The following is a 26,622-nucleotide window of genomic DNA, read 5'->3' as shown; positions in this document are numbered from 1 at the left end:
CCCCCACCCCCAACCCCGTTTGTCTCGAGTAGGGATCGAGCTTGTCGAAAGCCCGTATCGAGAGAGCCACAACAACCCGCTTCTCGATACGCCGTCTCGACAAGCTCGACGGCTACTCGAAGCGAACGGTGTGTGTGGGGGGGAGGCGAGATCGGCTGAAGAGGGAGGTAGGGACCCGCCCCTCACCGTGGCCCGAACAGGATCGCAAGGCACCCCGCGAGACACAGCCCGCCGCCGATCAGGTCGAAGCGGTCCGGCCGCAGCCCCTCGACCAGCCACATCCAGCCGAGCGAACTCGCCACATAGATGCCGCCATAAGCCGCATAGGCGCGCGCCGCCGCCGGCGCGTCGGCAAAGGTGAGAATCCAGGCGAAGCCGGCAAGCGCGACCAGGCCGGGGATCAGCCACAAGGGCGATGCGCCGAGCCGCGCCCATTTCCAGAACGCGAAGCATCCGCCGATCTCAAGCATGGCTGCGACGATGAAGATCAGGGGGGTCGGCAGCGCAGGTGTCCCTTTTTCCGGGAGAACCGATCCGCCGCGCCGGGGCGGATGGTGGAAGGGGCTGGATTCGAACCAGCGTACACTTGCGTGGGCAGATTTACAGTCTGCTGCCTTTAACCACTCGGCCACCCTTCCACGGGGCCGCTTCGCTGAAGCGAGGTGGCCCATTGCCGTCCGACGCGCACGCTGTCAACGGCTTGCGCGCCTTTCCCGGGCCGCATAGCGTCGTTTGTGACACTTTTCTCTCCCTCGCATGAACGGAACCCGATGCGCGCGCTCAGCCTTGCCCTGCTTGCCACCGTTGCCGCCACGCCTCTTGCCGCCCCGCTCGCCGCCCAGTCGGTCGATCGGGACGCCGTCACCCGGATCATCGACGAGGGCACCAACCAGTCGGAAGTGATGCCGATCGCGCAGCACCTGACCGACGTGATCGGCCCGCGCCTCACCAACTCGCCCGGCATGCGCCAGGCAGAGGAATGGACCCAGTCGAAGTTCCGCGAATGGGGCCTGAAGAACGTCCACAAGGAAGGGTTTGAGTTCGGCCGCGGCTGGTCGATCGTCAGCTCGAGCGTACGCATGGTGACCCCGCGCCCGATCCAGCTGACCGCGATCCCGATCGCCTGGACCCCCGGCACCAACGGCACCGTCACCGCGCCGGTCATCGTGGCGCCGATGTCCAAGGAAGCGGACTTTGCACGCTATCGCGGGCAGCTGGCGGGCAAGATCGTGATGGTGACCCAGCCGGACACCGGCTCGGAGCCGGATCGCCCCGCCTTCCGTCGGCTCAGCCAGCAGGAGCTCGCCGACCAGGACTTCTTCGAAGCACCGGTCAATGATCCGGAGGCGGCGGACCGCCGGCTCAAGCGGCTCGACTTCTCGCTCAAGCTCGACGCGTTCCTGAAGAGCGAGGGCGCGGTGGCGATGGCGACCATGTCCAGCCGCGACGGCATGCTGCTGCACGGCAGCGGCTATCTGTTCGGACGCGATCAGACCCCGGCGACGCCCGGGATCGAGATCGCGGCCGAGGACTATCGCCGCCTCGCCCGCCTTGCCCGCGTCGGCCAGGCACCGACGCTGGAAGTGACCAGCAACGTCCGTTTCGACGACAGCGACGTGCAGGCTTACAACATCCTCGCCGACATTCCGGGCACCGATCCCAAGGCCGGTTATGTGATGGCCGGTGCCCATCTCGACAGCTGGGCCGCAGGCGATGGCGCTTCCGACAACGCCGCGGGCTCTGCCGTGGTGATGGAGGCCGCGCGAATCCTTTCGCAGATGGGGGTGCGGCCGAAGCGCACGATCCGCTTCGCGCTGTGGAACGGCGAGGAACAGGGGCTGCTCGGCTCGCTCGCCTATATCGAGCAGCACATCGCCACGCGCGCGCCGGCCGCAACCGGGCCGACGACCGGCCTCGCCCGTTTCTATGGCTGGACCTCGCGCTGGCCGATCACGAAGAAGCCGGGCTACGACCAGCTCGCCGCCTATTTCAACCTCGACAACGGCTCGGGCAAGATCCGCGGCATCTATGCCGAGAACAACCAGGCCGCGGTGCCGATCTTCCGCGAATGGTTCGCGCCGTTCCAGGCGATGGGCGCCGGCACCGTGGCGATGCGCCGCACGTCGAGCACCGATCACTATTTCTTCCAGTCGATCGGACTGCAGGGCTTCCAGTTCATCCAGGACCCGCTGGACTATGGCAGCCGCATCCACCACACCAATGCCGATACCTTCGACCATATGAAGGGCGAGGATCTGCGTCAGGCATCGATCATCATGGCCTCCTTCCTTCTCAATGCCGCCAACGCGGACAAGCCGCTGCCGAAGCCGCCGCTGCCCCGCCAGCCGAAGGTCACCGACCCGTACGCCTGGCCGAAGGCGGAGGACTGAGCATGGCACGTCGTGGTCATCGCCCGAGCCAGGGCTCCCCGCAGCGCCCCCGTTTCTGGGGCCGCCATGCGGTACTCGCCGCACTCGCCAACCCCGAGCGCACGGTGCGCAAGCTGTGGGGCACGCATGAGGCGTTGTCGCAGCTCGACCTTCCGTCGACGCTGACCGTCACCTATGCCGAGGCGGCCGACCTCGGCCGGCTGGTTCCGAACGACGCTCCGCACCAGGGCATGGTGGCAGAGGTCGATCCGCTGGAGGACATCTGGCTGGGCGACCTGCTGGAGCGCGGCCGTTCCGACACCCGCCCGCTGCTCGTGCTCGATCAGGTCACCGATCCGCACAATGTCGGCGCGATCCTGCGCTCGGCAGCCGCGTTCGACGCGCTCGGCATCGTGACGCAGGACCGGCATGCCCCGCCGGAATCCGGCACCGTCGCCCGCACCGCGTCCGGCGCGCTGGAGATCGTCCCCTGGGTGCGCGTGGTGAACCTCGCCCGTGCGCTCGAGGAGATCGCCGAGGCCGGCTATTGGCGCATCGGCCTGACGGGCAACACCGACCTAACGCTCGATCAAGCGATGGGCTCGGACAAGGTCGCGCTGGTGCTGGGTGCCGAGGGCGAAGGCATGCGCCAGAACACCGCGGCGCATTGCGACGTGCTCGCGCGGTTGCCGATCAGCGATCAGATCGAAAGCCTGAACGTCTCCAACGCAGCGGCCATCGCGCTCTACGCGGCGGCGACGCGGCGCGGCTGAGGACGGAGGGGGCACGGCTTCGGCCGTGTCCCCTCGCCTTTGCACCCGGGACAATCGCGGTTACTCCTGCAGGCATGAAGCGTTTCCTCAGCTGTGCAGCATTGCTGCTCGCCGTACCCGTCGTTGCGAGCGCCCAGGTCGCCCGTCCCGCCCACGCCGCCAAGCAGGCGGCGCAAGGCATGGTCAGCGCAGCGGACCCGCGCGCCGCGGCGGCGGGCGTCGAGATGCTGCGCGCCGGCGGCAGCGCCACCGATGCCGCGATCGCGACCCTGCTCGCGCTCAACGTGGTCGAGCCGCAGAACTCCGGCATCGGCGGCGGCGGCTTCTGGGTCGGGCATGATGCCAGGACCGGAAAGCTCCTGACCATCGACGGGCGCGAGACGGCTCCCGCGGCGGCCGATCCGCGCTGGTTCTACGCGCCCGACGGCAATCCGCTGAGTCATTCCGCGGCCGTGCCCGGCGGGCGCAGCGTGGGGGTGCCGGGCAACCTGCGCGAATGGGCGATGGCGCATGCCCGCGCCGGCAAGCTCCCCTGGGCGAAGCTGTTCGAGCCGGCGATCCGGCTCGCCCGCGACGGCTTCCGCATCACCCAGCGGCTCAACACCGGGATCGACCGCTTCGGCAGCCACATCGACGCGTGGGCGCGGGCCAAATATCTGACGCCGGACGGCAAGGCGCTGCCGGTAGGCACGCTGCTCAAGAACCCCGAACAGGCCGCCTTGTTTGAACGCCTGGCACGGCTGGGTCCGGACAGCTTCTATGTGGGGCCGGACGCGCAGAAGCTCGTCGCCACCGTCAACACCGCCGCACGCAACCCTTCGAAGATGACCGCGGGCGACCTCGCGAGCTACGATGCCAAGGAACGCGCGCCGGTGTGCGGCAGCTACCGCGCCTATCGCATCTGCGGCATGGGCCCGCCCTCGTCCGGCGGCGTCGCGGTGCTGATGATCCTGAAGCAGCTCGAACGCTTCGACATGGCGAAGCTGGGCAAGGACTCGCCGGTCGCCTGGCATCTGATGGCCGAGAGCCAGCGGCTCGCCTATGCCGATCGCGACATGTACCTGGCCGATCCCGACCATGTGACGGTGCCGGTCAAGGGGCTGCTCGATCGTACGTACATCGCCGCGCGCTCGGCCCTGATTTCGCCCGACCGCACGATGGCGAGCGTCGCGCCCGGCACGCCCGTCGGTGCTCCTGCCCGCATCCGGGTGCAGCAGAGCGAAGTGCCGGGGACGACCCATGTCTCGGCAACCGATGCGCGCGGTAACGCGGTGTCGGTCACGTCGACGGTGGAGGGCTATTTCGGCTCGGGCCTTTCGGTGAACGGCACCATGCTCAACAACGAGCTGACCGACTTCGACATCGTGCCGGAAAAGAACGGTCACCTGGTCGCCAACCGGGTCGAGGGCGGCAAGCGGCCGCGCAGCTCCATGTCGCCGACCATCGTCTACGGCCCGGACGGCAAGGTCCGGCTGGTGATCGGTGCGGCGGGCGGGTCCACCATCATCGCTCAGGTCGCCAAGGCGGTGATCGCGGTGATCGACTGGCGGATGACGGCGCAGGACGCGATCGGCCTAGGGCTGATCTATGCACCCGGAAGGATTGCGACTCTCGAACAGGGTACCCAACTCGACGCCATGGCGCCGGCACTCGAGGCGCTGGGAGAGCCCGTGAAGATCGCGCCCATGGGCCTGAAAGCGAATGCGGTGGAGCGCGTACACGGTCGCTGGGTCGGCGGTGCCGATCCGCGCAGCGAGGGTGTCGCCATGCGGCAGGACGGCACCGTCGTCGAAATCAAGCGGGTCGGCGGCTTCGGCACCCGTCCCCCGGAATAACAACAGGCAAGTCCCCGGCGCACGGATGCCGGGGCGGCAGGAGAGGCCATGCGTACCCTCGAGCATTTCCCGAACCTCGTCTCGATGTTCTTCGCGCGCGCCCGCGAGAACGGCGACAAGCCGTTCCTGTGGCACAAGGCCGGGGGCGAGTGGCAGCCGACCAGCTGGGCGGAGGCGGCGCGCCAGGTCGCGAGTCTCGCCGCCGGTCTGAAGGCACTCGGCCTCAAGCGCGGCGACCGGGTGATGCTGGTGTCGGAGAACCGCCCCGAATGGTGCATCTCCGATCTCGCCATCATGGCCGCAGGCTGCATCACGGTGCCGACTTATGTCACCAACACCCAGCGCGACCACCAGCACATCATGGAAAATTCGGGCGCCTGTGCCGCGATCGTCTCCACCGCCAAGCTCGCGCGGGAGCTGATTCCGGCCGCCCTTCACGCATCCACCCCGCAGAAGATCATCGGGATCGAGGACGTTCGCCTGGTCCAGCCCGGCAGCATCGAATTCCACAGCTGGCATCAGCTGATCGCCGATCATCCCGCCAGCGCCGACGCGGCCGCGGGCGAGGCAAGCTTCCAGCGGGAGGACCTCGCCTGCATCATCTACACCAGCGGCACCGGCGGTGCCCCCCGGGGGGTGATGCAGCACCATGGCGCGATCCTGCACAACGTGGCCGGCTGTTCCGCCGTCATCGCCGAGGATTTCGGCTGGGACGACGAGGTGTTCCTGTCGTTCCTGCCGCTGAGCCACGCCTATGAGCACACCGGCGGCCAGCATTTCGCGATCGGCCTGGGCGGGCAGATCTATTATGCGGAAGGGCTCGACAAGCTCGCCGCCAATATCGAGGAAGTGCGCCCGACGATCATGTTCGTCGTGCCGCGGCTGTTCGAGGTGCTGCGCACCCGGATCACCAAGGCGGTCGAGAAACAGGGCGGCATGGCCGCCTATCTGCTCGGCAAGGCGATCGAACTCGGCAACAAGGAGAGCGAGGGCCGCCTGCGCCTGACCGACCGGCCGGCGCAGCTGGCGGTGCGGGCCTTGTTCCGGCCGAAGATCGCCAAGCGCTTCGGCGGGCGGATGAAGGCGATGGTCTCGGGCGGCGCGCCGCTCAATCCGGAGGTGGGGCTGTTCTTCCAGGCGCTGGGGGTCACATTCCTCCAGGGCTATGGCCAGACCGAGGCCGCGCCGGTGATCTCGTGCAACCGCCCCTCGGCGGGCGTGCGGATGGACAGCGTCGGCCCGCCGCTCGCCAACACCGAAGTGCGCATCGCCGAGGATGGCGAAATCCTGGTGCGCGGCGAGCTGGTGATGCACGGCTATTGGCGCAACGAGGTCGAGACGGCGCGCGTCCTGAAAGACGGCTGGCTCCACACCGGCGACATCGGCGTGATCGACGAGGCGGGGCGGATCAAGATCACCGACCGCAAGAAGGACATCATCGTCAACGACAAGGGCGAGAACGTCGCCCCGCAGAAGGTGGAGGGGATGCTCACCCTCCAGCCCGAGATCTCCCAGGCGATGATCGCGGGCGATCGCCGCCCCTATATGGTCGCGGTGATCGTGCCCGATCCGGAGTGGACGCAGGAATGGTGCGCGGCCAACCGCGCGGTCTGCGACTTCAAGCGGCTGGCGGAGGACAGCGGCTATCGTGCAGCGTTGAGCGCAGCCGTGGACCGCGTGAACCAGGACCTGACCGTGACCGAACGCATCCGCCGCTTCATCCTGGCGGACCGGCCGTTCACCATCGAGAACGAGCAACTCACCCCCAGCCTGAAAATCCGCCGCCACATCCTGCGCCAGGTCTATGGCGAGCGGCTGGACGCGCTCTACAAGGGGTAAGCTGACGCCTGTAAAGGCGACGCAGAACGATCGGCGTCGAGTCTGACAACCCTGGGCTCCTGCCTGCGCAGGAGCACGGAAGTGGGTGAGGCACTGCCGGGTCGCTGCGTCAGCTGGAGGGAGCCGGGGGTCATCCCCGTACCGTGCTCCTGCGCAGGCAGGAGCCCAGGGCCACAAGCGTGTCGCTCGTTGACCCGGGCCGCCGCTGCGCCGGACCCTTACGGACTCAGTTCGCCTTTTTCTCCGGCACGACCACCAGCGACCATTCCTTCTCCGGGCGGAGATACTTAACCGCCAGCGCCTGGATGTCGGCAGAGGTCGTCGTACCGATGTCCGAGGCGATGGTGTTGATCGCGTCGATCCGCTTGGGATCGAGCGTGCCGCCCGCGGTCTGCTGCATCCAAAACATGTTGCCGCTCGACACGCGCGCAATGAACTGCAGCACCGGCGCCTGTGCGCGCCGCAGTTCGTCCTCGGTGATCGGGTTCGCCACCAGGTCCGCCGCGATGCCGCGCGCCAGCTGGAAGAAGAAGTCCGTCTTGTCGGGCGGCACCGCGCCGATCGCCAGGATCTTGCCGCCGCTCGGCAGGCCCACGGGCCAGTCGGTGGAAACGTTGGGCGTATAGCTCACCCCAGCCTCCGACCGCAGCTTGTCGAGCAACCGATCGCGGAAGATGGCGGCGAGCAGTTCCAGCTTGCGGCTTTCCGTCAGCCCCGCGCTGCCACCGCCCGTCGGCCAGGCGATCACCGCCGCCGCCTGGTTGGGCTGGCCGGTATGGGTGCGCACGACCGGCGTCGCCACATGGTCGGGGAACCGCACGTCGACGTTGCCCACCGGCGCCGCCGGCCGCGGCTTCAGCGCACCGAAGGTGCCGGCCACCGCCGCGATGGTGGCATCGGCCGTGGTATCGCCATAGACCTGCACCTCGATCGGGCCACTGGCGAGCAGCGGCTCCCAGAACGCGCGGAACCGAGCGGCATCCAGCCCCTCGATGTCCTTGCGATCGGGCGAGGCCCAGCGCGTGTCGCCGGCGTGGAGCAGGCCTTCCAGGTCGCGCTGGAGCACGCCCACCGGCGAGGAGGACTGGCTCTCGTAGCTGGCCAGCATCACCGCGCGGGCACGCGCCACCGGCTTGGGGTCCCAGCCGGGGGCGGCGAGCTTGGTCGCGATCAGCCGGAGCTGGTCGTTGAGGTCGGCCGCCGTGGTGATGCCGCCCAGCACGAAGGCGTCTTCCTGCATGCCGAAGGACAGGCCGATCTGGCGGTCGCCGGTCAGCTGGTCGAGCTCTTCCTGCCCGAACTTGCCGACGCCGCTCGCCACCAGCGCCAGATCACCGGCAAAGGCGGGCGTCTGCTTGTTCGACGGAAGCGCGCTCAGCCCGCGACCGAAGCGGACCTGGACATAGACTTTGCCGGTTTCCGAGTTGTTCGGGAACATCAGCAGGTTGACGCCATTGGCGAAGCTGACCTTCTCGATCTGCGGATCGGTGAGCACCACGCTGCGGCCGGTGACCTTGCCCGGAGCACCGAGCTTGGGAAGCTCGTCGAACTTCACGGTGCGCTGGGGCCCGCGCTTTTCGGCGGCTGCCGTCACATCCGCCTGGATCGCCGCTGCCAGCTTGTTGGCTGCGGACGGGTCCGGCGTCGGCGTGTTGACGAGCGCGCGGGTCTCGACGCCCTCGAAGACCTTGCGGGTCGCCGCCTGCACCTTGGCGGGGGTGAAGAACTTGCCGGCCACCGCACCGTCGAAGATGCGCAGCGACATCTCGGGTCCCGCGACCGTCTCGCGGATGTCGACCGCCTCCACGAGATTGTCGGCAAGCTTGGCGCCCGCATCGACGCGCGAGGTCGCGACGGCATTCTCCATCGCCGCGCGGATCTCTCCCACCTCGCGATCGATTTCCTGCTGCGAAGGCGGGTTGCGCAGGGCACTGGCGACGGTGGCGCGTACGTCGCGCACGGCCGCCTCCCAATCGTTCCCCACCGGCATGATCGAGATCGCCGTGATGTTGGCCGAACGCGACACGTCTTCCAGGTCGGCACCCGCGCTGATGTAGCTGGCGCCTGCCCGCGCCCGGCTTTCCAGGCGACGGTTGATGATGCGGATGGCGATCTGGTCGACCATGCGCTCCTGGTTGAAGACGATGGTGTCGTTGCCGACGGTCCAGGGCCGCACCGTCGCCATCTGCACCAGGGTCGGCAGCGCCGGCTCGTTCACGACGGCGCTCAGCGGCCCGCCGGCCTTGGGCTTGCCGAGATCCGGGTTCTGGGGGGCCGGCCCCTTCCCCTTCCAGCCGGAGAAATGCTTCACCACCGCCGCCTCGAGCAGCTTGGGATCGGCGTCTCCTGCGATCACCACCACGGCCCGGTCGGGGCGGTACCAGCGATCATGAAAGGCGCTCACCATGTCGGCCGTCGCCGCCTGCAGCGTCTCTACATTGCCGATCGGCGAACGATCGGCGAGCGGCTGCCCGGCAAAGAACAGCGCGCGCGTCGCGTCGCCCAGCCGGAGCTGCGGCCCCGGCTGCTCGCGCTGCTCGGCAAGCACCACCGGGCGCTCCGCATTGAGCGAGGCCGGGGTGATCGTGGGCTCGGCCATCATGCCGGCCAGGATCTTCATGCTCTCGTCCAGGCCCGCCTGGGTGGCCCCCGGGAGGTCGAGCTTGTAGACCGTCTGGGTGAAGCTGGTCGCAGCGTTGGTGTCCGAGCCGAACGTCACGCCCAGCCGCTGCCACACGCGCTTCGACTCGCCATCGGGCACATGCATCGAGCCGCGGAACGAGAGATGCTCCAAGAGGTGCGCGAACCCGCGCTCCTGCTCCGTTTCCATCAGCGAGCCCGCGTCGATCGCGACGCGGATGGCGATCTGCCCCGGCGGCACGCCGTTGTGGCGGACGGCGTAGCGCAGGCCGTTCGGCAACACCCCATAGGTCCAGGACCGGTCGGGCGGGATGTCGCTGCCCTTGAACAGCCAGGGGGTGTCCGGTCCCTGGGCCACCGGCTGCAACGGCGGCAGCTGCCGGCTCTGCTGCTGCGGGGCGGGCGGGGGCGCCGTCTGGGCGACGAGCGGCGTGGTGGCGATCAGGGCCAGAAGCGGCAGCGCGATCCGGCGTACGCGTACAGGGAATGCCATGCGCCAAGCGTAGCGGGCTTTTCCCGGTACCGCCAGCGCGGGCGACCAAGTGTTCGGAATCACCGGAAAACTGGCGGACACGATCTTCCACGCGACCGCCACCTTTTCGCCTTTTCTGCAGCGCAGCGTTGCAGGCTGAAGGGAGGGGCAATGCACCGCGCAACACGACCGGCAGACGACGAGGCACGCGCTGCGCCGGCGACCGGCCAGGCACAGCATTCGCTCGTCCTGCGCGCGGGCAAGCGGCTGCGGCACGTCTTCGATCGGCTGATCCGCGCGTCCTCCCTGGTCTCCACCGCGCCGGTGCTGGACGTACGCGCCTTTCCCTGGACCCGGGAGCTCCGCAGCCAGTGGCAGGCGATCCGGGACGAGGCGGAGCGCGTGGCGCTGCCGGAGGGCGCCGCTCCCCCGCTCGCCACCATTTCGCCCGATCCCTGCACGCTCGCGGCCGTCGATCGGTGGCGGTCGTTCGTGCTGTGCGGCTATGGCTATGACATGGACGCGAACCTCGCGCGCTGCCCGGTCACCGCCCGCGCGCTGCAAGCCATCCCCGGCCTCACCAATGCGATGTTCTCGATCCTGGCACCGGGCAGCCACATCCCCGCGCACCGCGGCGTCACCAAGGGGCTGATCACCTGCCACCTGGCGCTGGTAGTCCCGCGCGACGGCGACGTGCGCATGCGCCTCGACAATCGCGTGCTGCGCTGGGCCGAGGGCGAGACCCTGGTGTTCGACGACACATATGAGCATGAGGTGTGGAACGACACTGGCAGCACCCGCGTGGTCCTGTTGCTCCAGTTCAAGCGTCCGCTGCGCCAGCCGGGCCGCTGGGTCGCGGACCTGCTGCTCGATCTGGTCCGTCGCTCCGCCTTCGTCCAGGAGGCGCGGCGCAACCTGCTCGCGTGGCACCGCGCCCCGTACGCCGGCGCGTCGCCCGCCCCGAACGGATCGTTTCCGGCGTCCGCTTGATCCTGCTCCCCCGGCACGCCAAATGACGGTCATGTTGATCGAGACCGAACCGACGCCCAATCCCGCAACCCTGAAGTTCCTTCCGGGTCGGGTCGTGATGGAAACCGGCACCCGCGACTTCGCGACGCCCGAGGAAGCGGAAGTTTCGCCGCTTGCCGAGGCGATCTTCGCGCTGGGCGACGTGACCGGCGTGTTCTTCGGGCGCGACTTCGTCTCCGTCACCGCCGCACCCGGCGTCGAGTGGCCGAGCCTGAAGCCGGACGTGGTCGCGATCCTGCTCGATCATTTCTCGGCCGCGATGCCGCTGTTCCGTCAGGGCAGCGCCGGTTTCTCGGTGCCGCCGGCCGAAAGCGACATCGTTGACAATCCCGAAGATGCCGACATCGTCGCGCAGATCCGCGAACTGATCGAGACGCGGGTGCGTCCGGCGGTGGCCAACGACGGCGGTGACATCGTCTATCGCGGCTTCGACAAGGGCAAGGTCTACCTGCAGATGCAGGGCGCTTGCTCCGGCTGCCCCTCCTCGAGCGCAACGCTCAAGAACGGCATCGAGCAGCTCCTGAAGTATTACGTCCCCGAAGTGACCGAAGTGCGGGCCGTCTGATGGCGATGCTGGACGACGCCGCGCTCGACACGATCTTTCGCACCGCCCGCAGCCACACCCATTTCACCGACCAGCCCGTCACGCAGGCGGAACTGGAGGCGATCTGGGACCTGATGAAGATGGGTCCCACCTCGGCCAACCAGCTGCCGGCGCGGCTGGTGTGGTGCGTGTCGCCGGAGGCGCGTGAGCGGCTCGCCGTCTGTTGCAGCGACAGCAACGCGGACAAGGTTCGCCAGGCACCGGTCGCGGTGATCGTGGGCATGGACACCGAGTTCCACGAGCATCTGCCCGAGCTGTTCCCGCACACGGATGCCAAGGCGTGGTTCGACGGCAACGCAGAGCTGCGCCAGGTGTCGGCCATGCGGAACTCGACGCTGCAGGGTGCCTATCTGATCGTCGCCGCGCGCGCGCTCGGCCTGGACGTGGGGCCCATGTCGGGCTTCGACAATGGCGCGGTGGACAAGGCGTTCTTCAGTGGAACGCCGGCCGTCCGTTCGAACTTCATTGCAGTGCTCGGCCATGGCGACCCGTCGCGGCTGCATGAGCGCCTGCCGCGACCGGCGTTCGACCGGTTCAACACGATCGCCTGATCCCTTGCGCACGCTGGTAATCGAGACCGCGACCGCCGCCTGCTCGGTGGCGGTGATGGAAGACGATCGCATCCTGGACTTCCGGCATGAGGTGGTCGGCCGCGGCCATGCCGAACGGCTGGTGCCGATGATCGCCGAACTTCCCGACGCCGGACGCGCCGAACGCATCCTGGTGGATTGCGGCCCTGGCAGCTTTACCGGCGTCCGGGTCGGGCTGGCCGCCGCACGAGGCCTCGCGATTGGATGGGGCGCGCAGGTCTTCGGCTTCTCTTCCCTGGCACTCGTCGCGGCAGGTGCGTTCGACCGGCGGCTTTCGACTGACACCCTCGCGGCGGTGCTGGAGGGCGGCCATGGCGAGGTGTTCGTGCAGGAATTCACCGCCGATCCGCTGACCGAAGCCGCGCCGTTCGCGTCGCTGCGTCCGGAGGCTGCGCTGGAGCGGCTGGCCGGACGGCTGGCCGTGGGTAACGGCGTGCATCGACTCCAGGCGCTCGACGCCGGGATCGCCGCTGCGGAAGCGCTGCCCGACGCGCGCGATGCGCGTCTTCTACCGGCGGCGCTCGCCAGCCTGGCGCCCCGCCCCCTCTACGGCCGCGCGCCGGACGCGAAGCTGCCGCAGCCGTGAGCCGGACGCCGGGCCCCGTCACCCTGCGCGTCGGCTCGGTCGCCGATCTCGATGCGGTCTCGATCGTGATGCGCGAGGCGTTCGACGCCCGCTTCGGAGAGGCATGGACGCCTGCCCAGTGCCTGGGCATGTTGTCGCTGCCCGGCGTCTGGCTGACCCTGGCGGAGCAGGACGAGGGTATCGCCGGCTTCGCGCTTTCCCGGGCGGTGATGGACGAGGGCGAGCTCCTGCTGATCGCGACCCACCCGGCAGCGCAGGGGCGCGGCGTGGGCGGCATGCTGCTGCGCTCCGTGATCGACGAAGCGCGACGCCGGACGCTCTCGCGCTTGCATCTTGAGGTCCGCGCGGGCAATGCCGCCGTAGAGCTCTACAAGCGCGAAGGTTTCGCCAAAGTAGGCGAGCGGCCGCGATACTATCGGGGCCGGGCCGGAGAGGCTTTTGATGCGCACAGCTATGCGCGCACCATTCCCTGAACTGTAACGAAACAATTCGTTGCAAAAATTTCATCCTCACCGCTGTTGCGATTCAGTCGCACGGGGTGAATAGGTCCGAACGGGGACGGCGGTGTTTTGCCGTTCTTGTTGAAAGGGTAGTAGAATGGAAGTCCAGCAGCCGCCGGCCGACGCGTTGATCGCGTACACGGCCGATATCGTGGCAGCCCATGTCAGCAACAACAGCGTGTCGCTCGCCGACCTGCCGTCGCTGATCCAGAATGTTCACGGCGCGCTCACCACCCTGGGTGGCGCGAACACCGCACCCGAGGCGAAGCAGGAGCCGGCGGTGCCGATCCGCGCATCGGTGAAGCCGGACTTCATCGTCTGCCTCGAAGACGGCAAGAAGCTCAAGATGCTCAAGCGTCACCTGATGACGCACTATCAGATGACGCCCGACCAGTATCGCGCCAAGTGGGGTCTTCCGGCCGACTATCCGATGGTCGCCCCCAACTATGCCGAGCAGCGCCGCAGCCTCGCCAAGGCGATCGGTCTCGGCACCAATCGCAAGCGCTGATCCCCCCTCCACCGGTTTTGTGCCGTCCGTTCGCCGTGAGGGCGAAGGGGCGGCCAAGCCCGCTTCCCGAAGCGGCCACCATCCGCTAAATGTCGGGCCGCACTGAAAAACGGAGAAGGAATGCCGCGCAGGATCGACCTCGAGGCGCTGTGTCAGGAAAAGGGGCTGCGCATCACCGAGCAGCGCCGCGTGATCGCGCGCGTGCTGTCGGAAGCGGAAGACCATCCGGACGTCGAGAAGGTCTATGAGCGGGCCTCTGCCATCGACCCCGGCATCTCGATCGCTACCGTCTATCGCACGGTACGGCTGTTCGAAGAGGCAGGGATCCTCGACCGCCACGACTTCGGCGACGGACGCGCTCGCTATGAGCCCTCCCCCGAATCCCATCATGATCACCTGATCGACGTCGAGACCGGCAAGGTCATCGAATTCGTCGATCCCGAACTCGAACTCCTCCAAAAGCAGATCGCCGAACGGCTGGGCTTCCGCCTCGTCGATCACCGCATGGAGCTCTATGGCGTCAGCCTCGACCGCAAGGGCTGATCCGGTGCCCGGCCTGGCCGGGCACGTCCGCTTCGCCGGGCGCCTGGCGGCGATCCTCGGCTGCCTGCTCGGCGCGCTGGCGCTGCATGGACTGTGGCGGCTGTTCCGCCGCCCCTCCCCTTGGCCGCCCCGCTTCCTCGGTGCCGTCGCCTGGCTTGCGGGGGCGCGCGTACGCGTCCTCGGCCGTCCGCTGGAGCAGAACGTCCTGCTGCTCGCAAACCACCAGAGCTGGCTCGACATCCTCGCCATTGCGGGCGCGTCCGGCAGCACCTTCGTCGCCAAGGGCGAGCTCCAGTCGGCGCCGCTGGTCGGCTGGCTGTGCCGCCTCAACGACACGCTGTTCGTGGAGCGGGGCGACCGCCTGGGAGTCGCCGCGCAGGTGGCCTCCCTCCGCCGTGCCCTCGGCGGTCGCCCCGTCACCATCTTCCCCGAAGGCACCACCGGGGACGGCACGGCGATGCTGCCCTTCAAGGCATCGCTGCTGGCGGTCGCCGACCCTGCCCCGCCCGGACTTCGCATCCAGCCGGTCGTCCTGGACTATGGAATCGCGACTCCCGACGTGGGCTGGATCGGCGGCGAATCCGGCATCCACAACGCCGTCCGGCTGGTCTCGCGCGCCGGTACCATTCCGCTCACGATCCGCTTCCTCGAACCCTTTGATCCCGCGGGACTCGGTCGCAAGGGGGTCGCGGCCGAGGCGCGGCGGCGGATGGAGGCGGCGCAAGCTGGCAGCGCAGGCCAAAGCGGCGTATAGGCCCGCCCCCATGAGCACGCCCCCAAAAAGCTTTCACGTCAAATCCTTCGGCTGCCAGATGAACGTCTATGACGGCGAGCGCATGGCCGAGTTGATGGCCGCGCAAGGCATGACCGCGGCGACGGATGCGGCGGCTGCCGACCTGGTCGTGCTCAACACCTGCCACATCCGCGAGCGGGCGACCGAGAAGGTCTATTCGGATATCGGCCGGCTGCGCCGTGAGGACGGATCCCGCCCGATGATCGCGGTCGCGGGCTGCGTCGCGCAGGCCGAGGGCGCCGAGATCGCCCGCCGGGCAAAGGTGGACGTGGTGGTGGGCCCCCAGGCCTATCACAACCTGCCCTCCCTGGTTGCCGAGGCAGCCAGCGGCCGGCTGGCGATCGACACGGACATGCCGCCCGAGTCCAAGTTCGGCGCGCTCGCGCCGCGCCGACGTTCCGGGCCCACGGCCTTCCTGACCGTGCAGGAGGGTTGCGACAAGTTCTGCACCTACTGCGTCGTTCCCTACACCCGCGGTGCCGAAGTCAGCCGCCCCTGGGGCGCCCTGCTGGACGAGGCACGCGCGCTGGTGGATGCGGGCGCGCGGGAGATCACGCTGCTCGGGCAGAACGTGAATGCCTGGAGCGGCGAGGACGACACCGGCCGGATGCAGGGCCTGGACGGCCTCATCCGCGCGCTCGACCGGCTGCCCGGCCTCGCGCGGATCCGCTACACGACGAGCCACCCCAACGACATGACCCAGGGGCTGATCGACGCGCACGGCGATGTCGAGAAGCTGATGCCCTATCTCCACCTGCCGGTGCAGTCGGGCAGCGACCGCGTGCTGAAGGCGATGAACCGCAGCCACACGCGCGACAGCTATCTGCGGCTGCTCGATCGGGTGCGTGCGGTGCGCCCCGACATCGCGCTGTCGGGTGATTTCATCGTGGGCTTCCCCGGCGAGACCGACGCAGAATTCGCCGACACGCTGCGGCTGGTCGATGCGGTCGGCTATGCGCAGGCGTTCAGCTTCAAATACAGCCCGCGGCCCGGCACCCCCGCGGCAGACTATGCGGGCCCGGTGCCCGCCGAGGTGATGGACGAGCGGCTGCAGCAGTTGCAGGCGGCGCTGCTGCGCGACCAGCAGGCGTTCAACGCGGCGGCAGTCGGCCGCGCCACCCAGGTGCTGATCGAGCGCCGCGGCAAGCTGCCGGGCCAGATGCTCGGCAAGTCGCCCTGGCTCCAGTCGGTCCATCTCCTCACGGAGGCACGGATCGGCGATCTGGTCGAAGTCGATCTGGTCGCCGCCGGCCCGGTGTCGCTTTCGGGGGCGGAGCGGGTCGCGCAAGCCGCCTGAGCGGCCTGCGCGTCTGCCCCCAGGCTTTCGCACGGCAAAGCTTGGCGCCGGGGATCACGCTTCCCATATTCCCCCTGTCCGTCCGTGCCGGCCTCTGCCACATTCCCCCGGCATGCAGCCCGGCATTCTTCGCCCGCTCCGCTTCGGCGCAACCAACCGAGGGCCGCGCACGTTCGTGGCGGCTGACGCTCGCATGTCTGTTCCGGGGGTAATGTCCGCCCCCTGCCGCATCCGCCACGAAAGGATCGCATGAGTCGCAAGCCCGTTCCCGCCCGCTCCGGCGATCGCAGCCGGGTCGAGGTCAGCTTCGACAAGCCCCAGTTGTTGCCCCGCCTGTTCGGCGAGTTCGACAGCAACCTGCTCGCGCTCGAAGAGCGGCTGGGCGTCTACATCACCGCGCGCGGCGATCGCGTGGGGATCGAGGGATCGGCCGATTCGGTCGCCCGCGCACGGGAGGTGCTCCAGGAGCTGCACCACCGCATCCTGCGTGGCGAGGACGTGGACACCGGCCTGATCGACGCGGTGATCGCGATGGCCGACCAGCCCACGCTCGACGGGATCGTGCGTGCGGACGGGGGCGGCGCAGCGTCGTCGATCATGATCCGGACGCGCAAGAAGACGATCGTGCCGCGCACCGCGGCGCAGGCGTCCTACATGCGCCAGCTCGTCGGCCACGACATCATCTTCGCGCTCGGGCCGGCGGGTACCGGCAAGACCTATCTCGCGGTCGCCCAGGCGGTCGCGCAGCTCATCACCGGTTCGGTCCAGCGCCTCATCCTGTCGCGCCCGGCGGTGGAGGCTGGCGAGAAGCTGGGCTTCCTTCCCGGCGACATGAAGGAGAAGGTCGATCCCTATCTCCGCCCGCTCTACGACGCGCTGCACGACTGCCTGCCCGCCGAGCAGGTCGAGCGGCGGATCGCGAGCGGAGAGATCGAGATCGCGCCGATCGCGTTCATGCGCGGCCGCACCCTCGCCGATGCCTTCGTGATCCTGGACGAGGCGCAGAACACCACGCCCGCCCAGATGAAGATGTTCCTGACCCGCTTCGGCCAGAACAGCCGGATGGTGGTGTGCGGCGATCCGAACCAGACCGATCTGCCCGGGGGCGTTTCCGCCTCCGGCCTGGCCGACGCGACCGCACGGCTGGAGGCGGTGGAGGGGATCGCCTTCGCCCGTTTCGGCGCAGCCGACGTGGTCCGCCACCCGATCGTCGGGCGCATCGTCGAGGCGTACGAAGGGAAGGACGCTTGACCGGCGGCACCGCCCGGCTACCCGTCGCTGCTGCCGACAACCGGAAGACGATGCATGCTTGATATCGCCGTTCTACCAGAGGGCGACTGGCCCGCCGACGTGGATTGGGAGGCGTTGGCCACCCGCGCCGCGGAAGCGGCGTTCGCGCGCACGCCTTACGCCGGCTGGTCCACGGACCCGGCGGTGATCGAGGTGGCGATCCGCCTCACCTCCGATGAGGAGGTGCACGGCCTCAACCGCCAGTATCGCGGCAAGGACAAGCCGACCAACGTGCTGTCCTTCCCGATGATCCAGCCGGACCTGCTCGACACCGTCACGCAGAACTCCGACGACGGCGAGGTGCTGCTGGGCGACATCGTGCTCGCGCATGGCGTGTGCGTGGCGGAAGCGGCGGAGCGCGGGATTTCGGTCGCGGATCACGCAACCCACTTGATTGTCCATGGTTGCCTGCACCTGCTAGGCTACGACCATCAGGACGACGCCGAGGCGGAGGCGATGGAGGATATCGAGCGCCTCACGCTGCGCCAGCTCGGCCTGCATGATCCCTATCACGTTCGCGAGGATTGACGAGACTTCGATGCCAGAAGGTTCCAGTAGCGCCGCCCCGGGGGGCGACAGTAGCCAGGCCGCCGGAGAGGGCGGCGTATGGCGGGGCATCCGCGCCCTGCTGTTCGGCGAGGAACACAACGAGACGCTGCGCGGGCGGATCGAGGAAGTCATCACGGAGCATGAGGAGGAAGAGGCCCGGCCGGTCGCCGGCGACCTTTCCCCGATCGAGCGGCAGATGGTCCGCAACATCCTCCACTTCGGCGAGCGCGACGCGGGCGACATGGGCGTGCCGCGCGCGGACATCGTCGCGGTGGAAGAATCGACACCCTTTTCCGAACTGGTCCAGATCTTCGCAGAGGCCGGGCACAGCCGGCTTCCCGTCTATCGCGAGCGGCTCGACCATGTGATCGGCATGATCCATGTGAAGGACGTGTTCGCAATCCTGGCGCGCGAAGGGGCGCCGCCTGCGAGCATCACCGACCTGATGCGCCAGCCGCTCTACGTTCCCCAGTCGATGGGGACGCTCGACCTGCTCGCGCAGATGCGCGCCAGCCGCACGCACCTGGCGGTGGTGCTGGACGAATATTCGGGCACCGACGGGCTCATCACGATCGAGGATTTGATCGAGGAGATCGTCGGCGAGATCGAGGACGAGCACGACGAGGCGCCGGCAGCGCTGCTGGTGCCGATCGACGGCGGCGGCTGGGATGCGGACGCCCGCGCGGAGCTGGAGGATGCAGCAGAGCTGATCGACCCGCGGTTGGGCGAGGTCGAGGAGGACGTCGAGACGCTGGGCGGCCTCGCCTTCGTGCTCGCGGGTCACGTTCCCAAGCCCGGCGAACGACTGTTGCACTCCAGCGGCTGGACGCTGGAGATCATCGACGGCGATGATCGACGGGTCACGCGCCTGCGCCTCCACCCCCCGCTCGCCGAAGCGCCGGTCGAGGAATAGCTCCGTCTGCTGCGTTGCAGGCGGACTCGGCACCCTGGCCTGGCCGGGGTGCCGACCCGATTACACCCTCGCAAAACTCCGTCTGCCGCGGCTATTCCCACTAGCATCGATGTTTTCGATCACGCTGGGCACTTCTATGCGTTTGAGTCATTCCATCGGCTGCGGCACCAACGTGCCCGGACGATCAGGAGACATGCCATGGCAGATGCCGAAAAGAAGCGACCGACGCTCACCACCTCCGCGGGTGCCCCGGTCGGCGACAACCAGCATTCTCTCACCGTGGGCCGGTTCGGCCCGTTGCTGCTGCAGGATTATCAGCTGATCGAAAAGCTGACCCACCAGAACCGCGAGCGCATCCCCGAGCGGGTGGTGCACGCCAAGGGCTGGGGCGCGTTCGGCACCTTCACCGTCACCCACGACATCAGCAAGTACACCAACGCCAAGATCTTCTCGGAAGTCGGCAAACAGACCGAGATGCTGCTGCGCTTCTCGACCGTCGCCGGCGAGCAGGGTGCTGCCGATGCCGAGCGCGACGTGCGCGGCTTCAGCTTCAAATTCTACACCGAGGAGGGCAATTGGGACCTCGTCGGCAACAACACGCCGGTGTTCTTCGTGCGCGATCCGCGCAAGTTCCCGGACTTCATCCGCACGCAGAAGCGTCACCCGCGCACCAACATGCGTTCGCCGACCGCCATGTGGGACTTCTGGAGCCTCGAGCCCCAGTCGATGCACCAGCTGCTGATCCTGATGTCGGACCGCGGCCTGCCGCAGGGTCCGCAGTACATGAACGGCTATGGCAGCCACACCTATTCCTTCTGGAACGACGCGGGTGAGCGCTACTGGGTGAAGTTCCACTTCAAGACCCAGCAGGGCCACAAGTTCTACACCAATGCCGAGGCGGCCGAGGTCATCGCCAAGAGCCGTGAGAGCTTCCAGGAGGAGATCTACGGCACGATCCATCGCGGCGAGTTCCCGAAGTGGAAGATGTTCGTCCAGATCATGCCCGAGGAGGACGTGGGCAAGCACTGGTACAACCCGTTCGACCTGACCAAGGTCTGGCCGCACGGCGACTATCCGCTGATCGAGGTCGGCGAGGTCGAGCTGAACCGCAACCCGGACAATTATTTCGCGCAGATCGAGCAGGCGGCGTTCAGCCCGTCCAACGTCGTGCGCGGGATCAGCTTCTCGCCGGACAAGATGCTGCAGGCGCGCATCTTCTCCTATGCCGACGCCCATCGCCATCGGCTGGGCACGCATTACGAGGCGCTGCCGGTCAACCGGCCGCACTGCCCGGTCCACACCTATCACAAGGACGGGCTGCTGCGGTTCATGGAGGACGTGAACCAGGACTATCCGGACGCCTATTACGAGCCCAACTCGTTCGGCGGCCCGGTCGAGGACCCGCGCTACAAGGAGCCGCCGCTGAAGGTGGAGGGCACCGCCTGGCATTGGGACCACAGCGAGGGCAATGACGACTTCCGCCAGCCGCGCGACCTGTGGAACCTGTTCGACGAGGACCAGAAGGCACGGACCGCCAGCAACATCGCCGAGGCGATGCACGGCATCCCGCAGTTCATCATCGATCGCCAGATGGGCCATTTCGAGGCCGTCGATGCGAATCTCGCCGAGCGGGTGCGCGAGCGCCTCGCCACGATGAGCAAGTCGGAGGAGGACCGCGAAACCCAGAAGGACATGGACCGCATGGCCCTGTCCGACGCGGGGCCGCGCTAACCCACACCGGATCGCGGGGCGGCTCTCCCCCCATTCCTGCCGCCCCGCCTGCGCTGTCGCACCGATCCCGTGCGACAGCGTGAGGCGCCGCCGCCGACGGAACTCTCCCATCCGTCAGCGGCGGCGCTTTTCATGTTGCGTGCAGGTCCGCAGCCCCTAATCCTCCGGCCATGCGCAAACACCTGCTCCGCCTTGCCGCCATTCTCCTTGTCCTGCTGCTCGCGCTGGGGTGGTGGCTGTTCAGCCCCGATCGCGCGGAGCTGCCCGAGGACGCGGTGACGGGTGCCCAGCCGCGCTTGAGCCGCGCACGCGAGCAGACCATCCCCACCGTCCGCATCGCCAAGCCGATCGGCTGGACCGGCGACGCGATGCCGACCCCGGCGCAGGGGCTGCGCGTCCAGCCGTTCGCACGCGGGCTCGACCATCCGCGCTGGCTCTATCGCCTGGCCAACGGCGACGTGCTCGTGGCGGAGAGCAACTCGCCCCCGCGCGAGGGCGGCGGGCTCAAGGGCTGGGTGATGAAGCTGTTCATGGGCCGGGCGGGCGCAGGCGTGCCTTCCGCCAACCGGATCACGCTGCTGCGCGACGCGGACGGCGACGGCGTCGCCGAACAGCGCTCGGCGCTGCTGACCGGGCTCAACTCGCCCTTCGGCATGGCGGTGCTGGGCGACTGGCTCTACGTCGCCAATACCGATGCGCTGGTGCGCTTCCCGTTCCGCGTGGGCCAGACGCGCATCACCGCGAACGCGGAGAAGGTCGTCGACCTGCCGGGCGGCGGCAATCACTGGACGCGCAACGTCGTGGCGAACCCCGAGGGCAAGACGCTGTTCGTGACGGTCGGCTCGGCCTCCAACATCGCCGAGAACGGGCTGGAGATCGAGAAGAACCGCGCAGCGATCCTGGAGGTCGACCCGCTGGTGAAGAAGTTCCGCATCTATGCCAGCGGGCTGCGGAACCCGAACGGCATGGCGTTCGAGCCCAACAGCCGGGCGCTGTGGACCGTCGTCAACGAGCGCGACATGATCGGCTCGGACATGCCGCCCGACTATATGACGCGGGTGGAGTTCGGCGGCTTCTACGGCTGGCCCTGGCATTATTGGGGCGGCTATGTCGACGACCGCGTCCAGCCGCAGCGGCCCGACCTGCGCGAATATACCGCGCGGCCCGACTATGCGCTGGGCGCCCATACTGCCTCGCTCGGCCTCGCCTTCGCCGGCGATGCGAAGCTGGGGTCGCGCTTCGCAAGCGGCGCGTTCATCGGCCAGCACGGATCCTGGAACCGCGTACCGCCATCCGGCTACAAGGTCGTGTTCGTACCGTTCGCCGCCAACGGCTTCCCGGTGAAGGGCGCCAAGCCGATCGATGTCCTGACCGGCTTCCTGGACCAGGACGGCAAGGCGCGCGGCCGTCCCGTGGGGGTGATCACCGATCGCAGCGGCGGATTGCTCGTGGCCGATGACGTCGGGAACGTGATCTGGCGGGTGAGCGCCGCCGCGGGGCGCTGAACCCCCGGAGGCCGAGCGCCCGTGCCGCAGCCTAGCGGCCGGCGCGCTTCACCTCGGGCAGGGTCAACAGCTGCTCGCGCGTCAGCGCAGGGGCGCGCAGATGCCACTGGTCGCCCACCGCGACCGGCTCGATCCCCTTGAGGGGCAACAACACCTCGCGATCGTCCGGCTGAGATTCGATCTCCACCACCAGGCCGTTGACGCTGCCCTGCGCGTCGGTGGTCACCCGGTCCACCTCGCCGAGCTTGGCATTGCCGGCGCCGAGCAGGTCCGCATCCTCCAGCTGCTCCTTGGTCATGCCAAAGGCGGTCCCGGGACCGCTCGCGGTCGGGATCGTCGGGGCACTGCCGGTCGGCGGCGCCTCGACCACGCCATTGTCGGCGATCTGGGTCCCGACCGGGAGCGCGACCTGGTTCTCGGTCGAATCCCTGTCCGAACAGCCTGCCAGCGCCGATGCCGCAGCCAGCACGAAAAGCGGTGCCTTCATGAGCCTCTCCTAACCCTTGCTCAACCGAAACGAGCCCGTGGCGGTTCCGTGCGGCGCCCGATCCCTATTTGAGCAGGGCAGGCCCGTCCTTCTGGAGCTTGGCGCGGATCTTGTCGGCGAACAGGCGCAGAAAAGGCGGCAGGTCGAGTTCGGCGCGGACCCGATCCTCGAACAGCTCGAGCCGGCTTGCCACGCGCTGCCCCATCGCCTGCACCGTGAAGGAAAGGGCGTCACCCTCCCAATGCTGTTCCGTCACCGTGCCGCCCGGGAACATGCCGGCGAGCTTGCCGATCCCCGCTTCGATGCGGGTACGCGCCCCCTCCCGGCCGAGCTTGTGGGGAATGTCGACGGTAACGGGTTCAGCCACGTGTAAATCCTTTAACTTGCGAACAGCATTGAATCATGGGCGAACGCCTTGAACTCCAAAGCGTTTCCGGACGGGTCGCGGAAGAACATCGTGGCCTGCTCGCCCGGCTGCCCCTTGAAGCGGACGTGCGGCGCGATGCCGAACGCAACACCGGCCGCTTCCACCCGGGCGGCCAGCGCCTCCCAATCGGCCATGCGCAGCACGACGCCGAAGTGCGGTACCGGCACCTGATGATCGTCGATCGCATTGCTGGTCGCCTGCGGCCGGGCAGCGAGGTCGAGGTGCGCGACGATCTGGTGCCCGCCAAGATCGAAGTCGATCCAGTGGTCGCTGCTGCGCCCCTCGCCGCAGCCCAGCACGTCGCGATAGAAGGTGCGCGCCGCCGCCAGGTCATGGACTGGAAAGGCGAGGTGGAAGGGGCGAAGCTCGGCCATGGCGCGAGCCTAGCGGATCGAGTGCGGGCGTACACGCGCGAACTGCTTGCCCGCACCGCCAAAGCGAACGATATCCGCGCCGTGCGTTTCCCCCCTGCCCTGCTCGTCCTCCTCGCCGGTGCCGTCTCCGCACTCGGCTTCGCGCCCCTCCAGTGGTGGCCGCTGACGCTCGCCGCCTTCGCGCTGTGGCTGCACTGCGTCCATGCCGCGCCCAGCCTGAAATCCGCGCTGTGGAGTTCCTGGCTGTTCGGCGTGGCGCATTTCACCATCGGCAACAACTGGATCCAGCACGCCTTTGATTATCAGGATCGGATGCCGCCCGCGCTCGGCTATTTCGCGGTCGTCGGGCTTGCGCTCTATCTCGCGGTGTATCCGATGCTCGCCGGCGGCCTCGTCTGGCGGCTGGGACGCCGGGAGGCACGGCCGGACGTCGGGTTCGCGCTGATCGCGGGCGCCGCCTGGATCGCGACCGAGTGGCTGCGCGCGGTGATGTTCACCGGCTATGCCTGGAACCCGATCGGCGTCGTCTGGCTGCCGGTGCCGGGCCTCGCGCAGCTGGCGGCCTGGGTAGGGACCTATGCCTTGTCCGGGTTGACCGTGGTGGCAGCCGGGGCATTGCTGCTGGCATGGCACCGCCGCTGGCAGTTCCCGGCCGGGATCGCCGTTGCGGGACTTGCGCTCGCGGTCGGGTGGCCCCTGCTGCATGCCGCCGATCCGCCCCTTCCGGACGATACACCGCGCGTGCGCGTGGTCCAGCCCAACATCGGTCAGGAGCATGTCGCCGACGACGGCTATGCTGCCGAGGTGTTCGATCGCTTGCTGCGGCTGAGCGGACGCCCCGGGCCCGCCCCGCGGCTGGTCGTCTGGCCGGAAGGGACGCTCAACTATTATGTCGAGGACGGGTATCCGCCGTACTGGTACGACGCCAATCCCGCGCTCGTCCGCGCGCAGATCGCCCGCCTGCTCGGGCCGCGCGACGCCGCCCTGGTCGGCGGTACCGCGCTGTTCTTCGATCCGCGCGGGCAGGTCGGCTCGGCAGGCAACTCGGTGTTCTCGGTGCTGCCGGACGGTCGCCTCGGCGGCCGCTACGACAAGGCGCATCTGGTGCCCTATGGCGAATATCTGCCGATGCGGCCCCTTCTCCAGCCGCTCGGCCTCTCCCGCCTGGTGATGGGCGACATCGACTTTGCGCCGGGTCCCGGACCGCGGTCCGTGGCCGTGCCGGGCTTCGGCTCCGTCGGCATGCAGATCTGCTACGAGATCATCTTTTCCGGCCAGGTGGTGGATCGCGCCCATCGCCCGCGGCTGCTGTTCAACCCGTCCAACGATGCCTGGTTCGGCGCCTGGGGGCCGCCCCAGCATCTGGCGCAGGCGCGCATGCGTGCGATCGAGGAGGGGCTGCCCATCCTGCGCTCCACGCCCACCGGCATCTCCGCAATCATCGACGCCGACGGGCGGCTGCTGGCGACGATCCCGCAGGGTCGCGCCGGCGCGATCGAACTGCCGTTGCCGCCCGCGCATCCGCCAACGCTGTTCGCCCGCTTCGGCAACGGCATCGCCGCGATAGTGGCCCTTTTCCTTTCCCTCCCGGCCGTTGCCATCCGTCGGCGCAACCGCTAGGGCGCGGTATATAAGGAAAGCTTTATATCGGCATGGCAACGGCCGCGCTTTCCCATAGAAAAGGGAAATCCATGCGTTCCAACTATCTCTTCACCTCCGAATCCGTCTCCGAAGGCCATCCGGACAAGGTCGCGGACCAGATTTCCGACGCCGTCGTCGACCTGTTCCTGTCGCGCGACCCCGTCGCCCGCGTCGCCTGCGAGACCATGGTCACGACTCAGCGGATCGTGCTGGCCGGCGAGGTGCGCTGCAGCCAGGACGTGTTCCCGACCCTCGACGAGATCGAGAAGGTCGCACGGGATACGGTGAAGAAGATCGGCTACGAGCAGCACGGCTTCCACTGGCAGACCGCCGAGTTCGCCTGCCACCTCCACGGCCAGTCCGCGCACATCGCGCAGGGGGTGGACGAGAGCGGCAACAAGGACGAGGGTGCCGGCGACCAGGGCATCATGTTCGGCTTCGCCTGCGACGAGACGCCCGATCTGATGCCGGCGACGCTCTATTACTCGCACCGCATCCTGGAGAAGCTGGCACAGGACCGCCACGCCAACGTCGTCGACTTCCTGGAGCCGGACGCCAAGAGCCAGGTGACGCTCAAGTATGAGAACGGCCGCCCGACCGGCGCGACCGCGCTCGTCGTGTCGACCCAACACAGCAAGGCGCTGTCCAGCGATGCCGGCCAGAAGCAGCTGCGCGACTATGTGATGACGGTATTCGAGGACGTCCTGCCGCAGGGCTGGATGCCGGCCGATCAGTCGCAGATCTACGTGAACCCGACCGGCCTGTTCGAGATCGGCGGCCCCGATGGGGACGCAGGGCTCACCGGCCGCAAGATCATCGTCGACACCTATGGCGGTGCGGCCCCGCATGGCGGCGGCGCGTTCTCGGGCAAGGATCCGACCAAGGTGGACCGTTCGGCGGCCTATATCAGCCGCTACCTCGCCAAGAACATCGTCGCGGCAGGCCTCGCCAAGCGCTGCACGATCCAGCTGTCCTATGCGATCGGCGTCGCCGAGCCGCTGTCGCTCTATGTCGACACGCACGGCACCGGCACCGTCGAGGAGTCGAAGATCGAGGCAGTTCTGCCCAAGCTGGTGCGCCTGACCCCCAAGGGCATCCGCACCCACCTGGGCATGAACAAGGCGATCTACCTGCCGACCGCCGCCTATGGCCACTTCGGACGCAAGGCGGAGGGTAACCTCTTCACCTGGGAAAAGACCGACCTGGTCGACGCGCTCAAGGCCGAGCTGGCCTGAGTTACCGGAAGGCGGGGCGGCGCAAGGCTGCCCCGTCTTCGCGCTTGTGCCCCTCCCCCAGCGGTGGCAGCTTTGCCGGCACCAGGGGGAGA

Annotated in this window: 25 protein-coding genes and 1 tRNA gene; 20 read left to right on the top strand and 6 right to left on the bottom strand. The window is 68.3% G+C overall.

What is annotated here, in order from left to right:
• Window positions 1–182 precede the first annotated feature (182 nt).
• Together VPH46_RS08540 and VPH46_RS08535 are read right to left on the bottom strand one after the other, a co-directional pair.
• A complete protein-coding gene (locus tag VPH46_RS08540; RefSeq protein ID WP_416610466.1) occupies window positions 183–503 on the bottom strand; it encodes a YnfA family protein in 321 nt (106 codons plus the stop codon).
• Between the two features lie 49 nt (window positions 504–552).
• Window positions 553–638: transfer RNA gene (locus VPH46_RS08535), tRNA-Tyr, on the bottom strand.
• A gap of 132 nt (window positions 639–770) precedes the next feature.
• Between VPH46_RS08535 and VPH46_RS08530 the strand changes: the two genes are divergently transcribed.
• From VPH46_RS08530 to VPH46_RS08515, 4 genes are all read left to right on the top strand, one after another.
• On the top strand, window positions 771–2,390 hold the full coding sequence (locus VPH46_RS08530) for a M20/M25/M40 family metallo-hydrolase (RefSeq protein WP_239434445.1): 1,620 nt from the start codon (window positions 771–773) through the stop codon (window positions 2,388–2,390).
• Window positions 2,391–2,392: 2 nt separating this feature from the next.
• Window positions 2,393–3,142 carry a 23S rRNA (guanosine(2251)-2'-O)-methyltransferase RlmB gene (rlmB, locus tag VPH46_RS08525; RefSeq protein WP_125959292.1) on the top strand — a complete coding sequence of 250 codons (750 nt, stop codon included), beginning with the start codon at window positions 2,393–2,395 and terminating at the stop codon, window positions 3,140–3,142.
• A gap of 74 nt (window positions 3,143–3,216) precedes the next feature.
• Complete coding sequence (gene ggt / locus VPH46_RS08520; RefSeq protein ID WP_416610459.1) at window positions 3,217–4,977, top strand: gamma-glutamyltransferase; 1,761 nt, start codon at window positions 3,217–3,219, stop codon at window positions 4,975–4,977.
• A 48-nt stretch (window positions 4,978–5,025) separates the two neighbouring features.
• On the top strand, window positions 5,026–6,816 hold the full coding sequence (locus VPH46_RS08515) for an AMP-dependent synthetase/ligase (protein ID WP_416610457.1): 1,791 nt from the start codon (window positions 5,026–5,028) through the stop codon (window positions 6,814–6,816).
• 226 nt (window positions 6,817–7,042) lie between these two features.
• Here the strand turns inward: VPH46_RS08515 and VPH46_RS08510 are convergent, their stop codons facing one another.
• Window positions 7,043–9,949, bottom strand: coding sequence for a M16 family metallopeptidase (locus tag VPH46_RS08510; RefSeq protein WP_416610456.1), 2,907 nt, complete (start codon window positions 9,947–9,949; stop codon window positions 7,043–7,045).
• 150 nt (window positions 9,950–10,099) lie between these two features.
• Between VPH46_RS08510 and VPH46_RS08505 the strand changes: the two genes are divergently transcribed.
• From VPH46_RS08505 to VPH46_RS08440, 14 genes are all read left to right on the top strand, one after another.
• A complete protein-coding gene (locus VPH46_RS08505; RefSeq protein ID WP_416610455.1) occupies window positions 10,100–10,918 on the top strand; it encodes an aspartyl/asparaginyl beta-hydroxylase domain-containing protein in 819 nt (272 codons plus the stop codon).
• Between the two features lie 31 nt (window positions 10,919–10,949).
• Window positions 10,950–11,522: a NifU family protein gene (locus VPH46_RS08500; RefSeq protein WP_125959491.1), complete on the top strand. Its 573-nt coding sequence runs from the start codon at window positions 10,950–10,952 to the stop codon at window positions 11,520–11,522.
• The gene (locus tag VPH46_RS08495; RefSeq protein ID WP_416610453.1) at window positions 11,522–12,112 is read left to right on the top strand and encodes a malonic semialdehyde reductase; all 591 of its coding nucleotides are present in this window, start codon (window positions 11,522–11,524) and stop codon (window positions 12,110–12,112) included. The genes VPH46_RS08500 and VPH46_RS08495 overlap by 1 nt, the downstream gene beginning before the upstream one ends.
• A 4-nt stretch (window positions 12,113–12,116) precedes the next feature.
• Window positions 12,117–12,737, top strand: coding sequence for a tRNA (adenosine(37)-N6)-threonylcarbamoyltransferase complex dimerization subunit type 1 TsaB (gene tsaB, locus VPH46_RS08490; protein WP_416610451.1), 621 nt, complete (start codon window positions 12,117–12,119; stop codon window positions 12,735–12,737).
• Window positions 12,734–13,210, top strand: a complete 477-nt coding sequence (rimI, locus tag VPH46_RS08485; RefSeq protein WP_416610449.1) for a ribosomal protein S18-alanine N-acetyltransferase — start codon at window positions 12,734–12,736, stop codon at window positions 13,208–13,210. Before tsaB ends, rimI begins: the two co-directional genes overlap by 4 nt.
• 124 nt (window positions 13,211–13,334) lie before the next feature.
• Window positions 13,335–13,745 carry a MucR family transcriptional regulator gene (locus tag VPH46_RS08480; protein WP_125959299.1) on the top strand — a complete coding sequence of 137 codons (411 nt, stop codon included), beginning with the start codon at window positions 13,335–13,337 and terminating at the stop codon, window positions 13,743–13,745.
• Window positions 13,746–13,865: 120 nt separating this feature from the next.
• Entirely contained in the window at window positions 13,866–14,288 is a 423-nt protein-coding gene (locus tag VPH46_RS08475; protein WP_125959300.1) for a Fur family transcriptional regulator, read from the top strand.
• The gene (locus VPH46_RS08470; protein ID WP_416610446.1) at window positions 14,260–15,042 is read left to right on the top strand and encodes a lysophospholipid acyltransferase family protein; all 783 of its coding nucleotides are present in this window, start codon (window positions 14,260–14,262) and stop codon (window positions 15,040–15,042) included. Before VPH46_RS08475 ends, VPH46_RS08470 begins: the two co-directional genes overlap by 29 nt.
• A gap of 10 nt (window positions 15,043–15,052) precedes the next feature.
• Complete coding sequence (miaB, locus tag VPH46_RS08465; protein WP_416610444.1) at window positions 15,053–16,378, top strand: tRNA (N6-isopentenyl adenosine(37)-C2)-methylthiotransferase MiaB; 1,326 nt, start codon at window positions 15,053–15,055, stop codon at window positions 16,376–16,378.
• 249 nt (window positions 16,379–16,627) lie between these two features.
• Entirely contained in the window at window positions 16,628–17,629 is a 1,002-nt protein-coding gene (locus tag VPH46_RS08460) for a PhoH family protein (RefSeq protein ID WP_132883307.1), read from the top strand.
• A gap of 54 nt (window positions 17,630–17,683) precedes the next feature.
• Entirely contained in the window at window positions 17,684–18,196 is a 513-nt protein-coding gene (gene ybeY, locus VPH46_RS08455) for an rRNA maturation RNase YbeY (RefSeq protein ID WP_239434435.1), read from the top strand.
• Between the two features lie 10 nt (window positions 18,197–18,206).
• Window positions 18,207–19,130 carry a hemolysin family protein gene (locus tag VPH46_RS08450; protein ID WP_416610441.1) on the top strand — a complete coding sequence of 308 codons (924 nt, stop codon included), beginning with the start codon at window positions 18,207–18,209 and terminating at the stop codon, window positions 19,128–19,130.
• Between the two features lie 198 nt (window positions 19,131–19,328).
• Complete coding sequence (locus tag VPH46_RS08445; RefSeq protein ID WP_239434433.1) at window positions 19,329–20,861, top strand: catalase; 1,533 nt, start codon at window positions 19,329–19,331, stop codon at window positions 20,859–20,861.
• 170 nt (window positions 20,862–21,031) lie between these two features.
• Entirely contained in the window at window positions 21,032–22,366 is a 1,335-nt protein-coding gene (locus tag VPH46_RS08440) for a PQQ-dependent sugar dehydrogenase (protein WP_416610439.1), read from the top strand.
• A 31-nt stretch (window positions 22,367–22,397) separates the two neighbouring features.
• Here VPH46_RS08440 and VPH46_RS08435 read toward each other — a convergent pair whose 3' ends face one another.
• The 3 genes from VPH46_RS08435 to VPH46_RS08425 form a co-directional block, all read right to left on the bottom strand.
• A complete protein-coding gene (locus VPH46_RS08435; protein ID WP_132883312.1) occupies window positions 22,398–22,853 on the bottom strand; it encodes a hypothetical protein in 456 nt (151 codons plus the stop codon).
• Window positions 22,854–22,917: 64 nt separating this feature from the next.
• A complete protein-coding gene (locus VPH46_RS08430) occupies window positions 22,918–23,220 on the bottom strand; it encodes a polyhydroxyalkanoic acid system family protein (RefSeq protein ID WP_125959308.1) in 303 nt (100 codons plus the stop codon).
• A gap of 11 nt (window positions 23,221–23,231) precedes the next feature.
• Window positions 23,232–23,654, bottom strand: a complete 423-nt coding sequence (locus tag VPH46_RS08425) for a VOC family protein (RefSeq protein WP_416610437.1) — start codon at window positions 23,652–23,654, stop codon at window positions 23,232–23,234.
• 81 nt (window positions 23,655–23,735) lie between these two features.
• On the opposite strand from VPH46_RS08425, the gene lnt reads away from it, so the two are divergent.
• Both lnt and metK read left to right on the top strand, forming a co-directional pair.
• Window positions 23,736–25,274, top strand: coding sequence for an apolipoprotein N-acyltransferase (gene lnt / locus VPH46_RS08420; RefSeq protein WP_416610435.1), 1,539 nt, complete (start codon window positions 23,736–23,738; stop codon window positions 25,272–25,274).
• A gap of 71 nt (window positions 25,275–25,345) precedes the next feature.
• Window positions 25,346–26,530: a methionine adenosyltransferase gene (gene metK, locus VPH46_RS08415; protein WP_416610433.1), complete on the top strand. Its 1,185-nt coding sequence runs from the start codon at window positions 25,346–25,348 to the stop codon at window positions 26,528–26,530.
• Window positions 26,531–26,622: the final 92 nt, after the last annotated feature.

This window comes from Sphingomonas sp. MJ1 (PH-R8), assembly GCF_048058635.1.
In the GTDB taxonomy this organism is placed as follows: domain Bacteria; phylum Pseudomonadota; class Alphaproteobacteria; order Sphingomonadales; family Sphingomonadaceae; genus Sphingomonas.
This window is presented reverse-complemented; position numbering and strand designations above follow the sequence as displayed.